21 protein-coding genes are annotated in these 20,274 nt (G+C 44.6%); 8 read left to right on the forward strand and 13 right to left on the reverse strand.

Annotated features, from left to right (window positions below; translation table 11 throughout):
• From JGK39_RS24395 to JGK39_RS24415, 5 genes are all read right to left on the reverse strand, one after another.
• Window positions 1-243: hypothetical protein (locus tag JGK39_RS24395; protein WP_293297682.1), on the reverse strand; the 243-nt coding region annotated here is incomplete at its 3' end.
• A gap of 818 nt (window positions 244-1,061) precedes the next feature.
• Complete coding sequence (locus JGK39_RS24400; RefSeq protein ID WP_293248777.1) at window positions 1,062-1,844, reverse strand: hypothetical protein; 783 nt, start codon at window positions 1,842-1,844, stop codon at window positions 1,062-1,064.
• A 71-nt stretch (window positions 1,845-1,915) separates the two neighbouring features.
• Window positions 1,916-2,170, reverse strand: coding sequence for a hypothetical protein (locus JGK39_RS24405; protein WP_293248780.1), 255 nt, complete (start codon window positions 2,168-2,170; stop codon window positions 1,916-1,918).
• A 348-nt stretch (window positions 2,171-2,518) separates the two neighbouring features.
• Window positions 2,519-2,665, reverse strand: a complete 147-nt coding sequence (locus JGK39_RS24410) for a hypothetical protein (RefSeq protein WP_293248783.1) — start codon at window positions 2,663-2,665, stop codon at window positions 2,519-2,521.
• Window positions 2,666-2,689: 24 nt separating this feature from the next.
• Complete coding sequence (locus tag JGK39_RS24415) at window positions 2,690-2,998, reverse strand: carbon dioxide-concentrating mechanism protein CcmK (RefSeq protein WP_106149684.1); 309 nt, start codon at window positions 2,996-2,998, stop codon at window positions 2,690-2,692.
• 46 nt (window positions 2,999-3,044) lie between these two features.
• Here JGK39_RS24415 and JGK39_RS24420 point away from each other — a divergent pair, with 46 nt between their 5' ends.
• On the forward strand, window positions 3,045-3,230 hold the full coding sequence (locus JGK39_RS24420) for a hypothetical protein (RefSeq protein WP_293248786.1): 186 nt from the start codon (window positions 3,045-3,047) through the stop codon (window positions 3,228-3,230).
• A 306-nt stretch (window positions 3,231-3,536) separates the two neighbouring features.
• Here JGK39_RS24420 and JGK39_RS24425 read toward each other — a convergent pair whose 3' ends face one another.
• Window positions 3,537-3,854 carry a DUF3067 family protein gene (locus JGK39_RS24425; protein WP_190740162.1) on the reverse strand — a complete coding sequence of 106 codons (318 nt, stop codon included), beginning with the start codon at window positions 3,852-3,854 and terminating at the stop codon, window positions 3,537-3,539.
• Between the two features lie 206 nt (window positions 3,855-4,060).
• On the opposite strand from JGK39_RS24425, the gene petC reads away from it, so the two are divergent.
• From petC to JGK39_RS24455, 6 genes are all read left to right on the forward strand, one after another.
• Window positions 4,061-4,603, forward strand: a complete 543-nt coding sequence (petC, locus tag JGK39_RS24430; protein ID WP_293248798.1) for a cytochrome b6-f complex iron-sulfur subunit — start codon at window positions 4,061-4,063, stop codon at window positions 4,601-4,603.
• Window positions 4,604-4,805: 202 nt separating this feature from the next.
• Entirely contained in the window at window positions 4,806-5,795 is a 990-nt protein-coding gene (gene petA / locus JGK39_RS24435) for a cytochrome f (RefSeq protein WP_293248884.1), read from the forward strand.
• 309 nt (window positions 5,796-6,104) lie between these two features.
• Complete coding sequence (locus JGK39_RS24440) at window positions 6,105-6,956, forward strand: alpha/beta fold hydrolase (protein WP_293248801.1); 852 nt, start codon at window positions 6,105-6,107, stop codon at window positions 6,954-6,956.
• Between the two features lie 91 nt (window positions 6,957-7,047).
• Window positions 7,048-7,491 (forward strand): photosystem II protein PsbQ, encoded by a 444-nt coding sequence (psbQ, locus tag JGK39_RS24445; RefSeq protein WP_293248804.1) that lies wholly within the window; start codon window positions 7,048-7,050, stop codon window positions 7,489-7,491.
• A gap of 478 nt (window positions 7,492-7,969) precedes the next feature.
• A complete protein-coding gene (locus tag JGK39_RS24450) occupies window positions 7,970-9,139 on the forward strand; it encodes an FAD-dependent oxidoreductase (protein WP_293248807.1) in 1,170 nt (389 codons plus the stop codon).
• Between the two features lie 51 nt (window positions 9,140-9,190).
• The gene (locus tag JGK39_RS24455; RefSeq protein WP_293248810.1) at window positions 9,191-9,673 is read left to right on the forward strand and encodes a hypothetical protein; all 483 of its coding nucleotides are present in this window, start codon (window positions 9,191-9,193) and stop codon (window positions 9,671-9,673) included.
• A 361-nt stretch (window positions 9,674-10,034) separates the two neighbouring features.
• On the opposite strand, the gene JGK39_RS24460 is transcribed toward JGK39_RS24455, so the two are convergent.
• The 3 genes from JGK39_RS24460 to JGK39_RS24470 form a co-directional block, all read right to left on the reverse strand.
• Window positions 10,035-10,451: an NUDIX hydrolase gene (locus tag JGK39_RS24460; RefSeq protein ID WP_293248813.1), complete on the reverse strand. Its 417-nt coding sequence runs from the start codon at window positions 10,449-10,451 to the stop codon at window positions 10,035-10,037.
• A 130-nt stretch (window positions 10,452-10,581) separates the two neighbouring features.
• Complete coding sequence (locus tag JGK39_RS24465) at window positions 10,582-10,860, reverse strand: hypothetical protein (RefSeq protein ID WP_293248816.1); 279 nt, start codon at window positions 10,858-10,860, stop codon at window positions 10,582-10,584.
• A gap of 558 nt (window positions 10,861-11,418) precedes the next feature.
• Window positions 11,419-14,037 (reverse strand): M1 family metallopeptidase, encoded by a 2,619-nt coding sequence (locus JGK39_RS24470; protein WP_293297686.1) that lies wholly within the window; start codon window positions 14,035-14,037, stop codon window positions 11,419-11,421.
• Window positions 14,038-14,646: 609 nt separating this feature from the next.
• Here JGK39_RS24470 and JGK39_RS24475 point away from each other — a divergent pair.
• A complete protein-coding gene (locus JGK39_RS24475; protein ID WP_293248822.1) occupies window positions 14,647-15,729 on the forward strand; it encodes a class I fructose-bisphosphate aldolase in 1,083 nt (360 codons plus the stop codon).
• 483 nt (window positions 15,730-16,212) lie between these two features.
• On the opposite strand, the gene JGK39_RS24480 is transcribed toward JGK39_RS24475, so the two are convergent.
• From JGK39_RS24480 to JGK39_RS24495, 4 genes are all read right to left on the reverse strand, one after another.
• On the reverse strand, window positions 16,213-16,980 hold the full coding sequence (locus JGK39_RS24480) for a glucose 1-dehydrogenase (RefSeq protein ID WP_293248825.1): 768 nt from the start codon (window positions 16,978-16,980) through the stop codon (window positions 16,213-16,215).
• Window positions 16,981-17,754: 774 nt separating this feature from the next.
• Entirely contained in the window at window positions 17,755-18,240 is a 486-nt protein-coding gene (locus JGK39_RS24485; protein ID WP_293189847.1) for an MFS transporter, read from the reverse strand.
• 40 nt (window positions 18,241-18,280) lie between these two features.
• The gene (locus tag JGK39_RS24490; RefSeq protein ID WP_293248828.1) at window positions 18,281-19,408 is read right to left on the reverse strand and encodes a transposase; all 1,128 of its coding nucleotides are present in this window, start codon (window positions 19,406-19,408) and stop codon (window positions 18,281-18,283) included.
• A 55-nt stretch (window positions 19,409-19,463) separates the two neighbouring features.
• Window positions 19,464-20,180 (reverse strand): MFS transporter, encoded by a 717-nt coding sequence (locus JGK39_RS24495; protein WP_293248831.1) that lies wholly within the window; start codon window positions 20,178-20,180, stop codon window positions 19,464-19,466.
• Window positions 20,181-20,274: the final 94 nt, after the last annotated feature.

The following is a 20,274-nucleotide window of genomic DNA, read 5'->3' on the forward strand; positions in this document are numbered from 1 at the left end:
TAGCCGAAAACCTGAGTCGTTGTGAGTGCTTAAGAATGTGTTTGGGTTGCAACGGTTGGAGGGGAGGTCATTGTTTGTCCAGGCTATATATTTTGAACCAGGCGTAAGTCCATCCAGCTTGTATTTGTCTACTTGAGTCCCGGAGGATAGGTTGCCCAAAAATCTTCTCCAGCCCAAACCATCTCCAAATTTGTTTTCCCATCCCCATCTAACTCCACTGTAAATTTCCACTCTCGGTTTCACGATATTTGTATTTAACTCCGTAGTTCTCCCTGGAACCTCGTTAACTAAATACGTTTCAGCGTAAAAGTAGTGGTTTGTGCGTATGTGAGATCCTCGGACGTGTGACAAATCTCGGAAGGTAGTTGAATTCGAGCCAGGAAATGATTCATCATAGTAAGGAGTTATTGCCCCCGAACGAATATCTAGCTTATCTAAAGGAATCCCTTCATTTATAATGTTACCATCGTTATCGACATCATAATTAGTAAGTACCCGCTGAATCCAGTGAACTGTACTGCCGACAGGATCGTTACCTTTGGGAAAATAATTTAACTTGAAAAAAGCCCCAACCGCGTTAAATATTCTAGCTCCATCCGCTTCACACGCAAAGTCTGGATTACAAGGGTAATAGTTTTCGACATTGAAACTACCTTCGATATCACCTTTCGGTATAAATTCCCACTATCGACCAAATTGATTATTTAGGAGATACAGCAAACCATCTGTTCCTCCTGGTCTGATTGTGTGAACGACTCCCGGCTGAGGTAAGTAACGCCGTCCATCTAGTTCAGGCCAAGCATCTAAACTTACTAAGCCCTGACGATTTTCATACCATACTGAGTGACGGAAAGTCCCATCGCTGTCTCCCGGTTGTCGAGGTGTAAGGGTGAACGCAAAGCTCGACTGGCTTGAGATAGTGACTAGAACAGTGGTCGTCCCGAGCGCTAAAAAGTATTTTTTTGATAGCATGTTGAGGTTATTTTAAAACTAAATTTACAAAAAAAATAACAGCGACAGCAGAAATTTTAGGTATCAGAAAAATTGTCTTCCAGTTCACTTTAAGGCGGAATCAGCCTAAACTCCACAAAAGGTGTATTCACCATTCCCATCCAGAGGTCTTCACATAAAAACTCTAATTTTTCTGTGAGGGATCTGTATGTTAAGTGAATCTGGTATGTACCGAAGGCGAGATCGTTAAACCTCCAACAGGATCTACCTCCACCTGAAACTATCAGGCTTAACAGATTATTTGCTTGCCTTGTAAGGCTAGCTTTAAGAAATAAAGTAATGCTTTCTCCTGGTTTCACAAGTTGTAAGTCGGATTCTTGAGGAATAACCCATCCCAGACTACCGCCACAGTCGAGGCGAGGTATCATACCATTTTCTCCTATTAGTTGGGGAATCAATGTATCAAATAAAATAAAACGAAAAGGAGTTGAGGTATTGTTGGTAATCTTCATCCCAATCTGTACGGAAATTTTTGCAGATGATGCGGTTAGTGGAACTCTTAAGCTTTGCTCAGGAACTAGCGTTTCAAAGCAGATACCATCGACTTCTACTCGATTGTTGTGATGCGGCACAGGTTCAATAAGTCGTAAATTCATCGCAGGACTTGCAAACAAACTTCTCTCACTTTCTTCTACTCTAATTATTTCCCCGGTCGGTGAATCTTGTAATAAGAAATTATGGCCCGGACTTAAGTAGATGAATCGAAGCTGGTAAGTTCCTAGTCGTAAAGGTTGAAACAAATAAATTTTCTCAGGGTCAATAATAGTTGTGGTAGCATAAAAAAGACTCGTTTGGAGTTGCAGGCAGTTATTATGCCAAAAGAGCTTTGCCATAAAAGACCGCACTATAGCTCTGGTAGTTGTGTTTTTTGGCGTAATTGCTATACCCTTGTAATAGTTAGTTGCTATTGGTCTATCCCTCGTTTTTTGAGGGCGTATTTCTTGACCGTCAACAGTAAAAAGTTCGGCGTTAAATATTTATTTATGAAAGGAGATAATGTTGATGTATTATTAGTAATCGCTAAATGAATCTGTATAAATGTAGTTGCATTCGTACTGTTCTTCGGTACGGAAATCACTATAAATGCGGGTTCCCAGATTTCTATATCAATACCCTTTTGTTCCACTGTATTGTTGTCACTTGAATTAAAATCTGTCATATTTATTACCCTTTATATGCCCCAAGTTTTCATTAACAGTAACTATTTTCTGTACTTTACTTAATGCCAGGACTCTAAAAATGATGAAATTCAATAAAAACTAGAAAAAATGCTTGCTCACATCAATTAGCATTGCTTGTTGAAAGTCACTTCTCAGCTATTTGAATATATATTAGGAGGAATGCCTTCATATTGGAACGGTAAAAATACGGAATTTTTTCAACCAATTTTCTTTCCGAAGAGCAGTAAAAACACTAAATTGCACTCTCATGTTAATTTAACAACCGCAGATATATTGATAATGCGTTATGATTGATTAATTTAATAAATAGCACTTATTAAACTTGTTTATGCTTCCACCAAATATGTCGCATCATACCCAACTGCTGCAACATTACTTGTGTCCGCAGCAAAAAAAGATGGATAAACAGGCAATAAAAATATAGAGGTGCGATCGCCCGCGCCTCTATATTTTACTAAAAATTTAAATTCCACACCAAAGTTTTGTCAAAACTTTGTCTACATTCGGAACTGTTCGACTTCGGGCGTGTAGCCGATCGGCAAAATGTAATCGAGATTCTCGTGGGGACGAGCAATTATGTGATACGATAGCAACTTTCCGCCATCGACCTTTTTAACTGATTCAATTCCAGCAGCAACGGCTGCTTGCACTTCAGAGATATCTCCTCGAACTATAATTGTCCAGTAAGCGCGGGTTATTTTTTCATAGCGAACTAAAGTAACTCGGGCTGCTTTCACCATTGAGTCTGCAACTTCTACGGCAGCGGGAAATCCTAAGACTTCAACCATTCCAACTGCAACACCCATTACAACATTCTCCTAAATTTCACGGGATATCTGAAACTCATTGTAGGTGAAAGTGTTGACAGAAATTGGTGGTAATGATTTTGGTCGGCGTCGCCCGGACGATCGCCCAAATTTAAAAGAGCCCCACAAGCTGCTGCATTTAAATCCCACAGCAGTCTTAGCGCCGGAAAGCCCGCCACACAAGAGTTTGAATCAAAAAAAAACTGCAAAAATTAGCTGCTTGAGTGCTTAGTTTGTCACCGCCAGCAAGTCGGCTGACAAGTTCGCCTCACGATTTTTGGGACTTTCAACTTAAAAAATCCACCCCGATCGGACACAAAACTTTACAAGCCGCGATTCAGGGGCGATCGATCCTAACTGATGCCTGATAATAGACTTCTTGCCAAAATAGCTGGGACGGGCTCTTAGGGCCATCCCACAAGGAAAAAATATTTTTGTGGGATGGGCCGAAGAGCCCGTCCTTGAATTTTTTAATTAAAAGGAGTTTAGCAATTCAAGTCTACTATTGACTAAAGACCCAGGACTGATGACTAAGCACTCAAAACTCGTCAAGCAACCACTCCGAGGCTCTTTCGCCCAAATCTAGGGGAACGCTGACAGCTTTGCCCAAGCGCGGGCGATCGCGAGTAGTTACAATATATTCTCTCACCTGTGCGGTGCTGCCCCAGCCGTTGAGGTAATTGGCCACCGCGTCCAAATGCTCGAAATAATCAGCCTCCGTCATCGGAAAAGACGCCTGTTCCAAATATTTCCACATCACCTGCACAAAAATCTTGCCTCGCGTCCGCCGCAATCTGATATCGTAAGACTTTCCCCATTTTTCTAGGAGTAGCTGGTGTAAATCCTTGCCCGTCATGGTTGCTCCTGAGTGAATATCTTAAACATTAAAAGACAAAGTTCAAAAAATGTAATAATACTCTAATAAAGGCTGGAAGGCGCATTCTTAAAAGGAATTTTCGCTGCCTCAAATTTGTGCGAGCAGATTAGCACTCCTACTCAGAGTTGTCTGCACGTACAAGTTGGCTCACAAACAAACGTAACTTAAAACCGTAAAGGCAGGTCATGGCTCAAACTTCTGCTGGAAATCCCGATGTCCCCGATATGGGGCGCCGCCAATTTATGAATTTGCTGACGTTCGGTACAGTCACAGGTGTGGCACTGGGCGCACTCTATCCCGTTGTCCAATATTTTGTTCCTCCGTCGAGTGGGGCTGTTGGTGGCGGTGTCACGGCTAAAGATGCCTTGGGTAACGACATCATTGTTAGCGAATATCTGACTTCGCACCCTGCGGGCGATCGCACTTTGGCCCAAGGCCTCAAAGGCGACCCCACCTATCTTGTGGTGGAAAAAGACTCAACTATCGCTGAATACGGCATCAATGCAGTCTGCACTCACTTGGGTTGCGTCGTGCCTTGGAATGCTAGCGAAAACAAGTTTATGTGTCCTTGCCACGGTTCTCAATACAATAATGAGGGCAAAGTGGTACGCGGCCCGGCACCTTTGTCTCTGGCCCTGGCCCACGCCACTGTCGCAGATGACAAGATCGCTTTTACCCCTTGGAAAGAAACAGATTTCCGCACCGGCGAAGAACCTTGGTGGTCTTAGTTGTGAGTCATTAGTCATTAGTCATTAGTTAGCAGTCATGAATTATTAGTGATTAGTCAGTATTTAACAACTAATAACTATGGAATTAAGACTGCGGATTAATCACATCAGCTAACGACCAATGACCAATGACCAATGACCAATGACCAATGACCAATGACCAATGACTAAATTGTCTGAACCTTTGAGATTGAATACTCTGATGCCACAAATTAATTTATCTGCGATATTTCGCCGCAGTGCCAGGACGATCGCCAAAACTGCCTTAATTGCGATCGCCGCCGCCGGATTTTTTCTCAGCAGCGACATCGCACTTCCCCAAGCAGCATTCGCTTACCCTTTCTGGGCCCAGCAAACAGCACCCGCTACCCCCCGCGAAGCCACAGGCCGCATTGTTTGCGCTAACTGTCACCTCGGCGCCAAACCGACTGAAGTTGAAGTACCGCAATCCGTTTTACCTGACACAGTTTTTGAAGCTGTGGTCAAAGTTCCCTACGATCAAAGCGTGCAGCAAGTTACCGGCGACGGTAGCAAAGGCGGCTTGAATGTAGGCGCAGTTGTGATGTTGCCCGAAGGTTTCAAGATTGCTCCCGCTGACAGAATTCCCGAAGAAATGAAGGAAAAAGTCGGAGATCTTTACTTCCAACCTTACAGCGAAACCCAAGAAAACGTTGTTTTAGTGGGGCCGCTGCCCGGTGAACAGTACAAAGAATTGGTATTCCCAGTTTTGTCGCCAAATCCCGAAACTGACAAGTCAGTTCACTACGGCAAATATCTAATTTATGTCGGCGGAAATCGCGGTCGCGGTCAGGTTTATCCTACTGGCGCCAAGAGCAACAATACTGTTTATAATGCTTCCGTAGCTGGCACCATTTCTAAAATTGCTCAACCCGAAGATGGTGGCTATGAAGTGACAATTCAACCAGCAGAAGGTGCAGCGGTTGTTGATACAATTCCCCCAGGCCCCGAACTGATTGTTACTGAAGGACAAACAGTTGCAGCCGCCGAACTTTTGACGAACAATCCTAATGTGGGCGGTTTCGGTCAAAAAGATGTGGAAATTGTGCTGCAAAGTGCAGGTCGAGTTAAAGGATTGATGGCTTTTGTGGCTATAACCATGCTAGCTCAAATCATGCTGGTTCTCAAGAAGAAACAGGTGGAAAAAGTTCAAGCTGCTGAAATGAATTTCTAAGTTGGGCTTTAATTGGTTGGGTAAAGTGTTCGTCATTAGTGTCAACAAATACGTCTTATGTAGTGCCAGACTGCTGCCTGACGATTAGACCTAGATCCCCCCTAACCCCCCTTAAGGGGGGAACAAGACTATTCTTAAAGTCCCCCTTTTTAAGGGGGATGAGAGGGGGATCGAGACTTCGATACAAACCTGAGATACAAAAGGTTTTAGGCAATTGTTGAAACGAATGGTGCTTTGTGCTTGCCCAACTATGAGGTAAGTAGGGCGGGGAATACCCGCCTTATTCTTTGATAAATAATCAGTAAAATAATGTCAATTGATGAGAAGAAAGTTAAAGTAGGCGCGCTGGAATGGTTTTATCGGGAAGCAAATCCGGTAAACGAAAGTGATAAATCACCAGTGTTGCTGCTGCACGGTATACCGTCCCAAAGCTTTACCTGGACTGCGATTATGCCAGATTTGGCGACGAGTGGATTTCGATCGATCGCACCGGATTGGGTGGGATACGGGCGATCGGCAAAACCAGACAAACGCGACTTTGCCTACACTCCCGATGCCTTTGTCGGCGCCCTGGCTGACTTTATTCAAGCTCTAGAATTAGACCGATTTTCCCTGGTTGTCCAAGGATTTTTAGCATCTGTCGGCATTCAATACGCTTTGAGAAACCCCGATAAAATCGATCGTTTAGTAGTCATAAATACACCAATTTCAGCAGATATCAAATTGCCTTGGAAAATGCAGCAGTTGGGACTGCCATTTATTGGCGATATGCTGACGCAAGACCCACTTTTGGTGGACAGAACCCTCGAAGGCGGAAGTCGCATCAGGGTATTAGACAAGGATTTAGATGTTTACCGCAGCCCGTTTTTGAAGAGTTCGGATGCAGGGCGATCGCTAATGAACACAATCCGCAACATTCAACTGCCAAAGTCAATGGCAGAAATTGAATCCGGCTTGCAAGGATGGACAAGCCCAACCTTATTTGTGTGGGGTTTAACCGACCCTTGGCTGAGTGTTGAACCAGCTAAAAAATTAGTCAGTTCCCTGAAAAATGCTGAGTTAGTCACCCTAGAAGAAGTCGCCCATTATCCTCAAGAACATTGGTCAGAAAAAGTTGGCGGTGCTCTGATAACTTTTCTGCGCCAAAAGGAGGTAAAATAATATTTTGTACCTAACTCTCGGTGCAAAGTAAGGGCGGTAGCCCGGTGCCCGCCCGCAACGAGAAATCTAAAATCTAAAATCTAAAATCGCTATGACTCGTCCCCGTTCATTTTTAGCCTTGATGATGGCCTGTTTGATGGCATTTCTGGTTAGTTGCAGCAGTGTCGAAGCAAAAGTTCCCACTACTTACACAACAGCCCAGATCCAACAAATTCAGCGCTATGTTCCTACTCTGACAGAGTTCCGATCGCGCATGGACAACCTAGGAACCCTAATTCAGAAAAAAAATTGGATTGATGCCAAAACTTACATTCACGGGCCTCTCGGCGAATTGCGCGCCACGATGAAAACCGTGTCTGGTACTTTGTTGCCGAAATCTCAACAGCAAGCTGTTGATTTGACCAAGAGTTTGTTTGCTGATTTGGTGGAGATTGACAACGCTGCTAAAGTGGCTGACTATGCCAAAATCACCGCTAGTTATAGCAAAGCTGTGAAGGATTTCGATACCTTTTTGCAGCTAATTCCTAAAGCCTAATCGCTTTAGTTTGTCGCGCCGATGCAGACGGCGGTTGAAACCCGGTTTACACATACGAAGACGGCGGTTGAAACCCGGTTTACACACAGGAAGATGGCGGTTGAAACCCGGTTTACACACAGGAACACGGCGGTTGAAACCGCGTCTACACACACGAAGTCCAGATGGTGCGTGGACTGAAGATAAGACGGCGGTTGAAACCCCGTCTACACACACGAAGTCCAGATGGTGCGTGGACTGAAGATAAGACGGCGGTTGAAACCCCGTCTACACACACGAAGTCCACCTCCGCGGACTGAAGAAAATAACGTAAAACGTAATTTTTACTGGCCGTTCTTAAACCCGCGGAGGCGGGTTTCGTTTGTGTCGCCGCGGTTTCTAACCGCCCGGTCTTCTTCAACTCTTATAGGTTTCGTTTGTGTCGCCGCGGTTTCTAACCGCCCAGTCTTCTTATATAAAATCTAAAATCTAAAATCGCATGGTTCGCGTTGCAATTATTGGTTGCGGTATTGTCGGGGCTTCGATCGCCTTTGAACTAAGTAAATTTCCAGAATTAAAAGTAACTGTATTCGACAAACAACAACCTGCACAAGGTTCTACAGGTGCAGCCCTCGGCGTTTTGATGGGAGTCATCAGCCACAAAACTAAGGGCAGAAATTGGCATTTAAGGGAAACCAGCCTTCAGCGCTACGAAACTTTGATTCCTGAATTGGAAGCAGCTACGGGGCGGAAAATTCCTTTTAACAGACAGGGAATTTTGATGTTGTGTTCGGAAGGAGAAGATTTAACTAAGTGGGAAAAGCTAGCAGCAACTCGCAAGTCTCAAGGTTGGAAATTGGAACTTTGGGATGTGGAACGAGTGCGCGAGTTTTGCCCTCATCTTGATTTAAAGAATAACATAATTGCTGCGATTTATTCGCCTCAAGACCGGCAAGTGGATCCGATCGCGCTAACTTTGGCTTTGGTTGATGCTGCTGAACGAAATGGGGTGATTTTTGAGTTTGGGGTGGAAGTTGGAGGCATGATGGGCGGGCAAGATGCCCACCCGACAACAAACTCCCTATCTTGTGGAACAGGCATCTTGCCTGTTACTGAAAATAGTACCAACCCCACAATAAACTTAATATCTTGTGGAACAGGCATCTTGCCTGTTACTGAAAAATTCGATCGACTAATTGTATCCGCTGGCTTAGGTTCTGCTGCTGTCGCTGCATCGTTAAATCAATTGGTGGACATTCGCCCGGTGTTGGGACAGGCGCTGCATTTGCGGTTGAAAAATCCGTTGGGAAACCCAGATTTTGCGCCAGTAATTACTTGCGATGACGTTCACATTGTACCTTTGGCCGATCGCGAATATTGGGTAGGGGCGACAGTGGAGTTTCCCGAAAACGGCGGGGAAATTCAGGCGAATGCTGATATGTTGGATGAAGTGATGGCAAGGGCGATCGCACTTTGTCCCGCCTTAGCCGAAGCTGAAATCCTCAGAAAATGGTCGGGATTGCGCCCGCGCCCCGAAGGACGGCCCGCCCCAATTATCGAGACGCTTCCCGGTAACAGCAAGGTTTTCATCGCTAGCGGCCACTACCGCAACGGTGTGCTATTGGCCCCTGCAACCGCGCGATCGATCCGAGAGATGATTTTGCCATAATTAACAAATGTTAATACAATAAATAAAGCCATTCATATCTTACATCTAAAAATGTCCGAAAAACCCTTAGGAAAACCCCGCTCCTTGTGGCGAGTAATTTTGCTCTCAGCAGTCAGCTTGCTGCTATATTACGGCTGGTACAAATGGATTATCCAAGAAGAATTGCGGAGTTATAACGGCAAAGGTTGGTCGGGGACACTTTGCTTATTGCCCTTTGTTTTAGGAGTAGCCATTCCCCAAGCTCTGCGGATATTCGACCCCGACGTTCCCGGATGGTTTGGTTGGTTTTCATTCCTGGGAATTGCTTGGATTTACATCGTGCAGTTCAAACTTTACAACACAGTTAACGAACTTTACCGCCAAGAAGGAATCAAAGAACCGCTAACAGTTTGGTGGATTTTTGTACCAGGTTTAAATTTAATTGTCGGGTTGCGGCAAATTCATTTTCTCAGCCAGTTTTGGGCGAGAAAACAGGGAATTGAAGTTAAGGATAACTTAGCTGAAAGCCTTCCTTTTCTGTCAGCTAACGCTTAGGGTGAAAATTTTTACACCGATATCATAGGTTTGTAGTAAGGACTTCAGTCCTTTCCATTAACACCAGAATAATGATTTCCCGAGTGTAGTGCGATAGACAAATTAGGTACGTAGTTGCGCTTTAGCGCTCTTTATAATAGAATACGGCTTACTTAAGATAGTCCGAAGAGAGGAACGAAGCAATCTCCGTATCTATTTCTCATCGGATTTTACCCCCAGGGCGCCCTTAAGTAAACGGTATTGCTTTATAATATTAGGAAAGAGCGCTAAAGCGCAACTACGTACCTTTGCCCAAATGCGAGCCGACCTTTCTCTATGTTTGAGTTAATTAGGACTAAAGTCCTCACTACCAACCTGTCAATTACCAGAATCGATTCGGTAAAGCCACCAGAATTTGTTTAAGTTCCGGTTCATTAACCCGCTTAATTGCTTTCGGAATACTTACCCACTGTCGCTTTCTACAGCTAGCTTCGGGCCAATTGTCCAGAACAGTTTGTACTTGCAGTAAAAATACTTCTACCTGACAAATATAGCCAGACTTTTGGTACTCATAAGTTCCCAGCAAATCCGGGAACACCTTACCCAACAAACCGGCTTCTTCCCAAGCTTCCTTAGCAGCAGAATCTTGAGGAGTCATGTCAGGTTCAATTAACCCTTTAGGAATCACCCAACGCTTACCCGTTGAAGAAGTAATCACCATTACTTCAATCTGTCCGTTTTGAATGCGGTAGGGAATGACAGCCGATTGTTCTACCAATACAATAGTTCTTGTACTCATGATTTATGCAATTTTTAGGGTGCAAAGGCTGCTTCAACTTGATTTAAAGTTGAAAATTCAAAATAAAAACGTCGATACACCCTGACGATCTATTAGAACTTACCCACCGATACAGCAAAATCAGTTTTTTTTATGAAAAATAATTACTGAAAGCTATTTTTTCATAAAAAAAGCCCGGTTTATTGATTGAGTGGGATTGCTTAAGTTCTATTTGCGATCTCTCAGTCGAGACAATAACTAAGTGAGAAATAGAAATATGTAGGATTTTACCTTTGCTTAAAATACCAAATTTCAAGGCAATACACCTAAAAAATAAGATTATTTTAATAACAGGGCGATCGCCAACCGCAACTTTAACTGCACCCAACACAACTAACGGCGTTTCGAGACTTTTGCCAAATTCATCCACAAAATAGATGGGTGCTGTTGAGCTGGCCGACTGTCTTCCAGGATACCTAATGCTAGAATTGTTATAACTCTTTGATATATCGCAAAGTCGAGTCGGTGTGTCGCTGCGAACAATCCCTAGCTACCTATCGACAATTTCACAACTCCGCACCTTCCGACAATGGTTTTATCAATAAATACAACATTAATTGTATCGGAATTTTTTGTTAAAATTAGATCGCTACTGGGGCGGTGCGTGACTGTACATATTTTTCTGGTTTTGATTGAAAGATTTATCGCCGTCACACACCCTACAATTAACTATATTATCTCTGCTTTATAAAATATTTACTTGGCTTCATTAAAAATTAGAATTTTGTGTTATGGACACAGCATTTTTTATTTGCAACTTTACAATATAACCCTATTTATTTTTCTATGATTTGACAAATAACCTGTATGTGTAGGGTGCGCATTGCGCACCTTACCCCTACTAGACAACTGCCACATTTGCGATCGCCAGATCGATGCTAGTGATTCCGTTCGGTGCGCCGCAGCGCACCTTACCCTACAAAAAAGCCTAATCTTTCTTCGCCTTAGCCTCCAAATTTTCCATCCGACTCCTCAAATCTTGATTCTCCTTCTTCACCTCGTCCAATTCCACCCGCAACTGCTTCACCGCTGCATCGGAACCAGCATTTTTCTGCACTCTTTGCACAGCTTCATCAGCCATGCGGCGGACGCGGCCGTCAGGAGTTTGGTCGGCCAAAGAACGCAAAATGCGAATAGCTTTGCGAGTTTCCATCTGTCCTAAACCCACAACTACAGATACTTGAGTCAAGAAAAACGTCTCTTTAGAAAGTTCAGCCAATCGGTGCAAAATCCGTTCTAAATTGAGCTTAGTTTGACCTGTAGAAATTGTCCCCAAAGAGCGAATTGCAGCCAAGCGCAAAGCTTGCGGAGTACCGGCGGCTGTGTATTTCAAAATCAGGTTCAGCGCATCTTCAGAAGTTTTCATTTGCGCCAAACCGGAAATAGCACCCGATCGCACAACCTCATTCCAACCCTCACGCTCTTTCAAAACCAATTTTAACTCTTTCAGTACCTGTTCGTCCGTGGGTTTTTCGTCGGGATTCGCCCCTGCGATCGCACCCATAGCACTCGCTGCGGCCGCTTCTACATAATAGCTGTCATCGCCTCTTTCAACGATCGACCTCAGCGCCTTATAAGTCTCGTGAGTCTTAATTTTACCCAGCGCATTCACCACAGCGCGGCGCACCCGAGCATCTTTATCCTTCAAACCAATTACTAAACCATCAAAAGCTTGGTCTAGTTTAATATCAACTAACTGACCCGCAACTTCGGCCCGCACCGCCCAAAACGGCTCTTTTTTGAGAACTTCTGACAGCGCTTTCACAGATTCCAATCCTCCCTTTTTCGCCAAAGCGTGGGCGGCGTAAATCCGGGAAACCGGGTCTGGATCGAACTGCAACTGAGCTTTAAGTTCGGCAACTCCATACTCTAAAACAACTGTTTTTAGGTATTGATTGCCAACATCAAAACTGATAAATGCGGGCTTCTTTTCTAGGGGGAAATAGAAACTTTGCTCGCGTTCGTAAACTCGAACAGTGAAAGTTTTTAGGTTAGCAGAACTTCGCTCGTCTGCATCTTTTTCCGGTTTGTAGCCGAAGCCGATCGGAATTTTCAGGTCAAAAACATCTTTACTGTTACCGTTACCATTTTTGCCATCTTTAACTTGAGTTTGAGTAACAGTAACTTTGGCTAATTTGCTGTCGCCGTCCCAGGAATAAGCAACTTTGTAATCTGGATGACCGCCGCGATAAACGTACTGGTCAAACAAAAACATCAGATTGCGGCCGGTCGCTTTTTCGATCGCCCTGAGCAAATCGATCGTTTCCACAGTTTGGTGAGCGTTATCGCGCACAAAAGTGTGAATTGCTTTGTAAAATAGTTCGTCGCCCAACTCGGCGCGAATCATGTGATAGACGCAAGCGCCTTTTTCGTACAAATGGCGATCGTACAATTCGATCGCTTCGCGGTAAACGTGAGTCACCATCGGGCGGCGGTAGCGAGAACTGTCTTCAGCTAAATAATTGCGGGCTTCACCTAACATATAATAAGCCGCATCTTCTTTGCCGTATTCTTGGTCAGTCCACAACACCTCACAATAGGAAGCCATGCCTTCTTTGATCCAAGCATGAGACCAATGTTTAATTACTACTAAATCGCCGAACCATTGGTGAGCCAATTCGTGGGCGACCAAGCTTTCCGTACCGCGATTGTCGAGGCTGGCGCGTTCGTCTAACAAGCACCTATCTGTTAGCAAAGTTGTCGAAGTATTTTCCATGCCGCCGAAGATGAAATCATCGACGCAGACTTGAGCGTATTTAGGAAAAGGGTAAGGATAGCCAAATGCTTTAGAGAAAAATTCAATCATTTTCGGCGTTTTGCCCATGCTGCGCTTACCGTCTGCTTCGCGACCTTTTTCGACGTAATAATTAACTGGTTTGCCGTTCCATTCGTCTTTAATTTCGGCAAAATCTCCGACAGCTAAGGTCATTAAATAAGTCGGATGTACCTGAGTTTGCGACCAGTGATAAATCTTATCGTCGCCGTCGTTTCTGCTGCTCACTAATTCGCCGTTGGATATTGCAAAATATTGCCGGGGAACTTGCACTCGAATTTCGGAAGTTGCGAGTTGTCCGGGATAGTCGAAACAGGGAAACCAGAAGCGGGAATCTTCGTCTTCGCCCTGAGTCCAAACTTGTGTTGGTTTGTCGGGATAGTGTTTGTCTGGCCCGACGAAATAGAGGCCGCGCTGGGGTTTTTCGACCGAGTACGCGATCGCAATTGTAATCGGTTCGTAAGCTGTTGTTGGTTCGTGCAGTTGAATTTGCAGCACTTCGCCGTCGCTGTCGAAATTTTGCTCGGTTTCCCCGACTTTGACAGATTTAATGTTCAGGTTGACAGCATCTAAGGTTAATTTGTCAATACCGCTGCGGACTGGATTTATGCGGATGCTGCAAGTGCCGCGAAAACTTTGTTTGGGAATATCGAGCACTAAATCGAGGAAAATATGCTCTACTTGTCCGGGTCGATCGGGGTTGTAGTGGGGCTTTGCACCGGGCATCTCGAAGGATTTGTGGCTGTTTTCAGAATCAAAGTAAGTGTGTGACATTGTGATGGAGGAGTGGTGTATCGATCGGCGATCGCAGGCAACAGCGAGGAAAGCTGAACTGCCGGCTTATTACAGAGTAGCGCGTCCTAGTTGCTGTTGTCGCTAATCTTGTTAAAAATTCAGGCGATCGTTGCCAGGATGGAAAAAAAGATTTTTCAGTTACAATATCAGCAAGGCTAATGTCTGCAATCATCAAAAATTTGGGTAGAAACCCCGTCCTTTGAGGACGCCTTTACATCGATATTTTTGGTATAATTAAAGTGGTTACGACCCACTGTCCGTCGATGGAGACATAAACCCTAACACCAAAGTTTGCGATTGTTCGCAACGGGGCAGAAAAATCGGTAGACCGGGAAAAGAGGACGGGGCAATGGTAAACATCCCTAGAATCACGCACAGTAGACAGAATTCCTTTTAGGTTTTCGACACATAAAACCGCTGGGCTAGCGGGGTTAGTCTGTGGAGCGAATGTAAGGCCATAAAACTCCTTGTGGGTAGAGGCAGTTGCTATGAAACAGAAACTCAAATCGTGAGGTTTGGGAATCACCGTGGCTTCAGCTCGGTGAGGATGTCAACAGCCTGCCATTGAAATTGAGAGGGTAAATCTGCATGACAGCTACACTATCAGTTCCCAGTGCGATCGAATCTTGGCTTGGCGACGAAGCCGAAGACTTGCTCACCCATCAAGCGAAAATTTCTAAAGATTTGTTGCACCTGCCGGGCCCGGATTGGGTCGATCGCATTTTCGCTCAAACCGATCGCTCTCCTCAAGTTTTGCGATCGCTCCAGCAACTTTATTCTAGCGGACGCTTGGCAAATACCGGCTATTTATCAATCCTGCCAGTAGACCAAGGAATCGAACACTCAGCGGCCGCTTCTTTTGCACCAAATCCCATCTATTTTGACAGCGAAAACATCATCAGACTAGCAATCTCCGCAGGATGCAATGCTGTCGCGACAACTCTCGGAGTGTTAGGAAGCGTATCTCGTAAATACGCACACAAAATCCCTTTCATTCTCAAACTAAATCACAACGAACTGCTGACTTATCCCAATCAAGCCGACCAAATAATGTTTGCTTCCGTCGAACAAGCTTGGAATTTGGGAGCCGTTGCAGTCGGAGCCACAATTTACTTTGGTTCCCCAGAATCGACCAGGCAAATCCAAGAAGTCAGTCAAGCTTTTGCTCACGCCCACGAGTACGGAATGGCAACAATTTTGTGGTGTTACCTCCGCAACGATATCTTCAAACAAGACAAAGATTATCACTTAGCAGGAGATTTGACCGGGCAAGCAAATCACTTGGGAGTCACAATTCAAGCTGACATCATCAAGCAGAAGTTGCCCGAATTTAACAACGGCTACGCAGCAGTTGCTAAAGCCAGCGGCAAGAGTTACGGCAAAACCGACAGCCGGGTGTATTCAGATTTGACGACGGATCACCCGATCGATCTAACGCGCTATCAAGCGCTCAACTGTTATGCAGGAAGGATGGGTTTAATCAACTCCGGCGGTGCTTCGGGAAAAACCGATTTTGCCGAAGCAATTCGCACGGCGGTAATCAACAAACGCGCTGGGGGCTGCGGCTTAATTTCCGGCCGCAAAACTTTTCAGCGTCCCTTTGAAGAAGGCGTAAAATTGTTCAACGCCATTCAAGACGTTTATTTATCGCCCGAAATCACGATCGCCTAAAACTTCACAGCACACTAAAATTAGGGTGCGTGCCGCGCACCCAATGCTATAAGGTTCGTAGTGCGGACTTTAGTCAGTAGAATAAAAGCAAGGTTCGTAGTGCGGACTTTAGTCCGCAAGGTGCATCTCAATGCAAGCGAATATATCCGTAGGGGCGAAGCATGACCGCAGTCAATATGAGATGATAACTAATAACTTATATGCGGTCATGCTTCGCCCTCTTCAAAAACCAGATGCACCCAGTCCGCAGAATAAGAGCGGACTCGCATTCCGCACTACGAACCGTTTTTGTTATGCTAATCTACCGGACATGATATCAGTTCTAATCTCAAGCAAAAAAGTTGAGGAAACGGTCTGATTTCCATACTGTGCAACTATCAACTGTCAACTATCAACTGTGCAACTGTCAACTGTCAACTATCAACTATCAACTGTCAACTATCAACTGTCAACTGTCAACTGTCAACTGTCAACTATCAACTATCAATGAGCGGTATAACCCCCATCAATTACCAATTCAGAACCAGTAACAAACTTCGATTCATCCGATGCCAGATAAAGAATACCGTAAGCAACATCATCAGGTTCACCCACGTGTCCCACCGGATGTAAGCTATCAAGAATTTTCCGTCCTTCAGTCACATCACCTTGTTCGGCCAACAACTTCTCTACCAGCGGTGTCCAGATAAATGCCGGATGAACTGAATTAACCCGAATCTTATTTTTGGCATACAATAGCGCATCTGTTTTGCTCATCAACCGCACTGCTCCCTTTGAGGCATGATAAGGAGGCATATCCGGGCCGCCAACCAATCCGTAAACAGAAGACAAATTAATAATGCTGCCACCTCCCGTTTCTAGCATCGAAATCACAACGTGTTTAGTACAGAGAAAAACACCATTTACATTTATTGCCATCAACGAATTCCATTCATCTTCGGCGATTTCGTGGGTGGGTTTATTGATACCAACAATCCCTGCATTGTTCACTAAAATGTCAATTTTTCCCCACTTTTCTCGAACTTCAGACACCACCTGTTTAACGCTCGCTTCTTGTGTAACATTTAGATGCCAGTATTCTGCTTTTCCGCCTTTTTCGGTAATCTCTTCTACCAAACCTCTGCCTTCCTTCTCAGCTATATCCGTTACCGCTACACAGGCTCCTTCTTTCGCCAGCAACAGACAAGTCGCCCGACCAATTCCCGAAGCGCCACCTGTGACAACCGCAACTTTCCCTTCTACTCTATTCATAAAAACCTCTTCAAGAAATGAGTTAAAACAGTGACATCGGATACACCAACTTGGCTACAAGTATGATATAGCGAAACTAACCAATTCGCCGATCCATCCCGACACCAACCAGGCTACAGGTATCATGTGGGGATTCTGGCGAATATGCTACGCCAATAGTATAGTATATCGGGAACCTAATTTTACTAGGTGTGGGTTGAACAAAGCCACAATCACTTGCTTTAGCTCAATCAAATGTTGTCGAAGTATGGCATTCGAGCGATCGTCCACGATCGGAAGCGAGAACCAGCGAAACAGCAGAAAACTATGATTTTACATGGCAATTTTAATTTCAATTAAGAGACTGATTGCACGCTTCTTTGAAAGCTGGTAAACCGCTGATATCCCAATACGGTTAACTTAACGCTTTTTGACGAATTTCCGAGCGCGATTTGATAGGCAATACAGGCATTTTTTGCAAGTCAGATTGTTCTTAAGTTAACCGTATTGGCAGATATCAGGCAGAGCGACGCAGATATTTTTGGGTGCATCTGGGTTTTGAAGAGGGCGAAGCATGACCGCATATAAATTATTAGTTATAATCTCATATTTACTGCGGTCATGCTTCGCCCCTACACATATATTTGCTTGCACAAAGATAGACCCATAATCTTAAGAATATCCAGGAAAGCATCGGAATAAAATTGTTACAAAAATAACTTTTAAAAGTTTTGGTTGGCATCAAAATTCCCAAAAAATGAGCAGTCGATCGACCCGCCATACACAGCCTAGAAACTACCGGAACATGACTCCTAAAGTGATTGCTGCGGTTGCGAGCATCAATCCACCTGCTAGACCATAAGTTGTACCTAAACTTACCCATTGGCTCAATGGTTGACTCACAAACGGTGAAATAAATTGACCTAGGAAAAAGCTAGTGGTAAGTCCGCCCAAAATTCGCCCTCGCAGAGATGCGGGAGTTGATGAGGTCAAACATACGTTCATATTTGGCATCAGTAACCCGACACCTAAACCAGCGATCGCCAAACCAATCAAAACTATCTCATAGGTGCGAGCCCAACTAATCACCAGATAACCAATCCCCATCAACCCAAAGGCGATCGCATAAATGTTCGTGAAGGTGAAACGAGCTTTCAGGCGTTGATAACTCAGGGCGCTGATCGAAGTAGCGAGGGTAGCAAGGGCGATCGCCAATCCACTTTGAGAAGCATTAGCACCCATTAACTGCTGAAGATAAAACGGAATCTGCACTGGAATCATTTGACATACTCCCCGGCGTAAACGCACGGGGATTCTAAGGTCAAACAGCAATGGCAGGCAAAACCTGTCTAACATCACCTAACTTAGCGGTCGATGCCCCAACCGCACAAATATTTCTAGCAGCATTTTCATCTCGTCCATTCACAGACTGACAAGATGGACAACGCCATTCTCTGACTGATAAATCCAGATTTTCTAGAACATGACCACAGGAAGAACAGGTTTTGCTAGATGGATACCATCGATCTATAAAAACAATGAGTTTTCCTTTCTTCTGGGCAACCCATTCTAAAATCTGGAGAAATTCTCCCAAAGCTAAATCTGATATCTTCCTACCCCATAACCTTTGCATTCCTTTCAAGCTCAAAGTCTCAAAACACAGGATATCAAATTTATCTGTCAGGTGATGGGCTAGTTTCCAGAACCAGTCAGTACGGTGATTTGAAACATCTTCATACTTACGAACTAAATTCTTTCTAGCCTTCTCTCGATTATTTGAACCTTTGACTTTCCTTGAGTGCTGACGACTAGCTTGCTTAATCTGGTTTAGGGATTGCTTGAGGAATTGGGGGGATTCAATCTTGGTTCCATCTGAAATAGTCAGAAAGGTTTTCAAGCCAAAATCAAATCCAGCGATTCTACTCGTCTCGGATTTGATTTTGGGTTCTCTTATTTCTTGGTCAACAACCACCATCATAAATAATTCCCCTAGGGGTGTGCGCTTAATGGTTAAGGTTTTGACTGTTCCTTCTATTTCTCTAGAGTTCCAATACTGATAAACCTGATTTCCAATCCTAACTCTATTGCCTAAGAGAAATTTGTATCCTGCTTGCTTGAGGGTGAAGGATTTGTATCTTCTAACTTTTTTGAATCCCGGTGGTCTTACCCCCTTTTTATGTTGCTTGAAAAATAGTTGGTAGGCTTTCTCAATGCGTTGACAGATATCCTGCACTGCTTGAGAGCCTACTATTTGCCAAAAGGGTTTACGCTTCCGCAGTTTGGCTAGATGAGCCTGAAGTTTGGAGCAGTTTAAGTGTTTTCCCCACATTCTGTAGTACCTTTTATGTAGGGCAATACAGTGGTTGTAGATAACTCCGGCGGCGTTAATTGACCGTTTGAGAAATCTATTCCGCTTATTTTGATACAGCTTAAACTTCAGGGTTTTCATGCTGGTATTTTATCTCAGAAGAAGAGAAATTCAAAGAGAAATCAAGAGAAAGCCGTCAAGCGAAGGACGGGGCTTTATACCCAATTTTTCGGTAAAACACGATTTGAGTAAGCACTGCAATACCGTAGGTTGTCAGTAGCAGCGTCCGCGGGACTGGCTCAGAGGCGATCGCACCGGTTTGTTGAACAGCATCTTGATGGCGATCGCCTTTGGGAAGTACCAGCAAAATTAATGGCAGAATCAACCACGCCATCAGGTAAATTAGAAACGGTTGCCGCCAATTGCGATCGGCCAAATAGCCGCCCAAAGTGAGAAAAATCATGCCGCCGAACCCCATGAAAGCTGCTTGCAATCCCAGGAATTGTGCGCGAGCCGCACCGATGTAATAATCAGCAATCAGCGTGGTTGCAGTCGTCATTATACCGGCCACGCTGAAGCCCAGGAGCATCCGTCCCAGCAAAATTAGCCCAATTCGATCCAACAGAAACCCAGAGCCACCTGCGAGGCCGTAGAGAAACACTGATAAACCCAGCAAGCCTTTGCGTCCAAAGCGATCGATCGCAATTCCGGCAATGGGCGCACCGATCGCAATAAACAAAGCTGGGGCTGTCAACACCAATCTCACCCAATAATCGGCATTAGGAACAGCCGAAAAGTGCTGCCGCATTGCTGGGAGGGAAGGGGCGATCGTGGCTCCTGCCATCACGGTTAGGGTGCTGACTAGCAGCAGGGTTGCTTTAACGAGAAAAGTGTCAGAGCTGCGTGGTTTCATAGATTATGAGAGGAAATTATCTGCCTTGATCTGTGTGGATCTGCTTGTCATTTGCGATCGATCAAATTGTTACATACCAAGATTTTTTTTCACC

The sequence above is a fragment of the Microcoleus sp. PH2017_12_PCY_D_A genome, from assembly GCF_020738565.1.
In the GTDB taxonomy this organism is placed as follows: domain Bacteria; phylum Cyanobacteriota; class Cyanobacteriia; order Cyanobacteriales; family Microcoleaceae; genus Microcoleus.

What these genes read in the sequence shown, in the direction of transcription:
- JGK39_RS24405 (WP_293248780.1), bottom strand. Translation starts at nt 2,170, where the DNA reads ATGACAGATTTTAATTCAAGTGACAACAATACAGTGGAACAAAAGGGT.
- JGK39_RS24455 (WP_293248810.1), top strand. Translation starts at nt 9,191, where the DNA reads ATGTCCGAAAAACCCTTAGGAAAACCCCGCTCCTTGTGGCGAGTAATT.
- JGK39_RS24480 (WP_293248825.1), bottom strand. Translation starts at nt 16,980, where the DNA reads ATGAATAGAGTAGAAGGGAAAGTTGCGGTTGTCACAGGTGGCGCTTCG.
- JGK39_RS24470 (WP_293297686.1), bottom strand. Translation starts at nt 14,037, where the DNA reads ATGTCACACACTTACTTTGATTCTGAAAACAGCCACAAATCCTTCGAG.
- psbQ (WP_293248804.1), top strand. Translation starts at nt 7,048, where the DNA reads ATGACTCGTCCCCGTTCATTTTTAGCCTTGATGATGGCCTGTTTGATG.
- JGK39_RS24490 (WP_293248828.1), bottom strand. Translation starts at nt 19,408, where the DNA reads ATGAAAACCCTGAAGTTTAAGCTGTATCAAAATAAGCGGAATAGATTT.
- JGK39_RS24425 (WP_190740162.1), bottom strand. Translation starts at nt 3,854, where the DNA reads ATGACGGGCAAGGATTTACACCAGCTACTCCTAGAAAAATGGGGAAAG.
- JGK39_RS24495 (WP_293248831.1), bottom strand. Translation starts at nt 20,180, where the DNA reads ATGAAACCACGCAGCTCTGACACTTTTCTCGTTAAAGCAACCCTGCTG.
- JGK39_RS24485 (WP_293189847.1), bottom strand. Translation starts at nt 18,240, where the DNA reads ATGATTCCAGTGCAGATTCCGTTTTATCTTCAGCAGTTAATGGGTGCT.
- JGK39_RS24415 (WP_106149684.1), bottom strand. Translation starts at nt 2,998, where the DNA reads ATGGGTGTTGCAGTTGGAATGGTTGAAGTCTTAGGATTTCCCGCTGCC.
- petC (WP_293248798.1), top strand. Translation starts at nt 4,061, where the DNA reads ATGGCTCAAACTTCTGCTGGAAATCCCGATGTCCCCGATATGGGGCGC.
- JGK39_RS24440 (WP_293248801.1), top strand. Translation starts at nt 6,105, where the DNA reads ATGTCAATTGATGAGAAGAAAGTTAAAGTAGGCGCGCTGGAATGGTTT.
- JGK39_RS24400 (WP_293248777.1), bottom strand. Translation starts at nt 1,844, where the DNA reads ATGGCAAAGCTCTTTTGGCATAATAACTGCCTGCAACTCCAAACGAGT.
- JGK39_RS24450 (WP_293248807.1), top strand. Translation starts at nt 7,970, where the DNA reads ATGGTTCGCGTTGCAATTATTGGTTGCGGTATTGTCGGGGCTTCGATC.
- JGK39_RS24460 (WP_293248813.1), bottom strand. Translation starts at nt 10,451, where the DNA reads ATGAGTACAAGAACTATTGTATTGGTAGAACAATCGGCTGTCATTCCC.
- petA (WP_293248884.1), top strand. Translation starts at nt 4,806, where the DNA reads ATGCCACAAATTAATTTATCTGCGATATTTCGCCGCAGTGCCAGGACG.
- JGK39_RS24475 (WP_293248822.1), top strand. Translation starts at nt 14,647, where the DNA reads ATGACAGCTACACTATCAGTTCCCAGTGCGATCGAATCTTGGCTTGGC.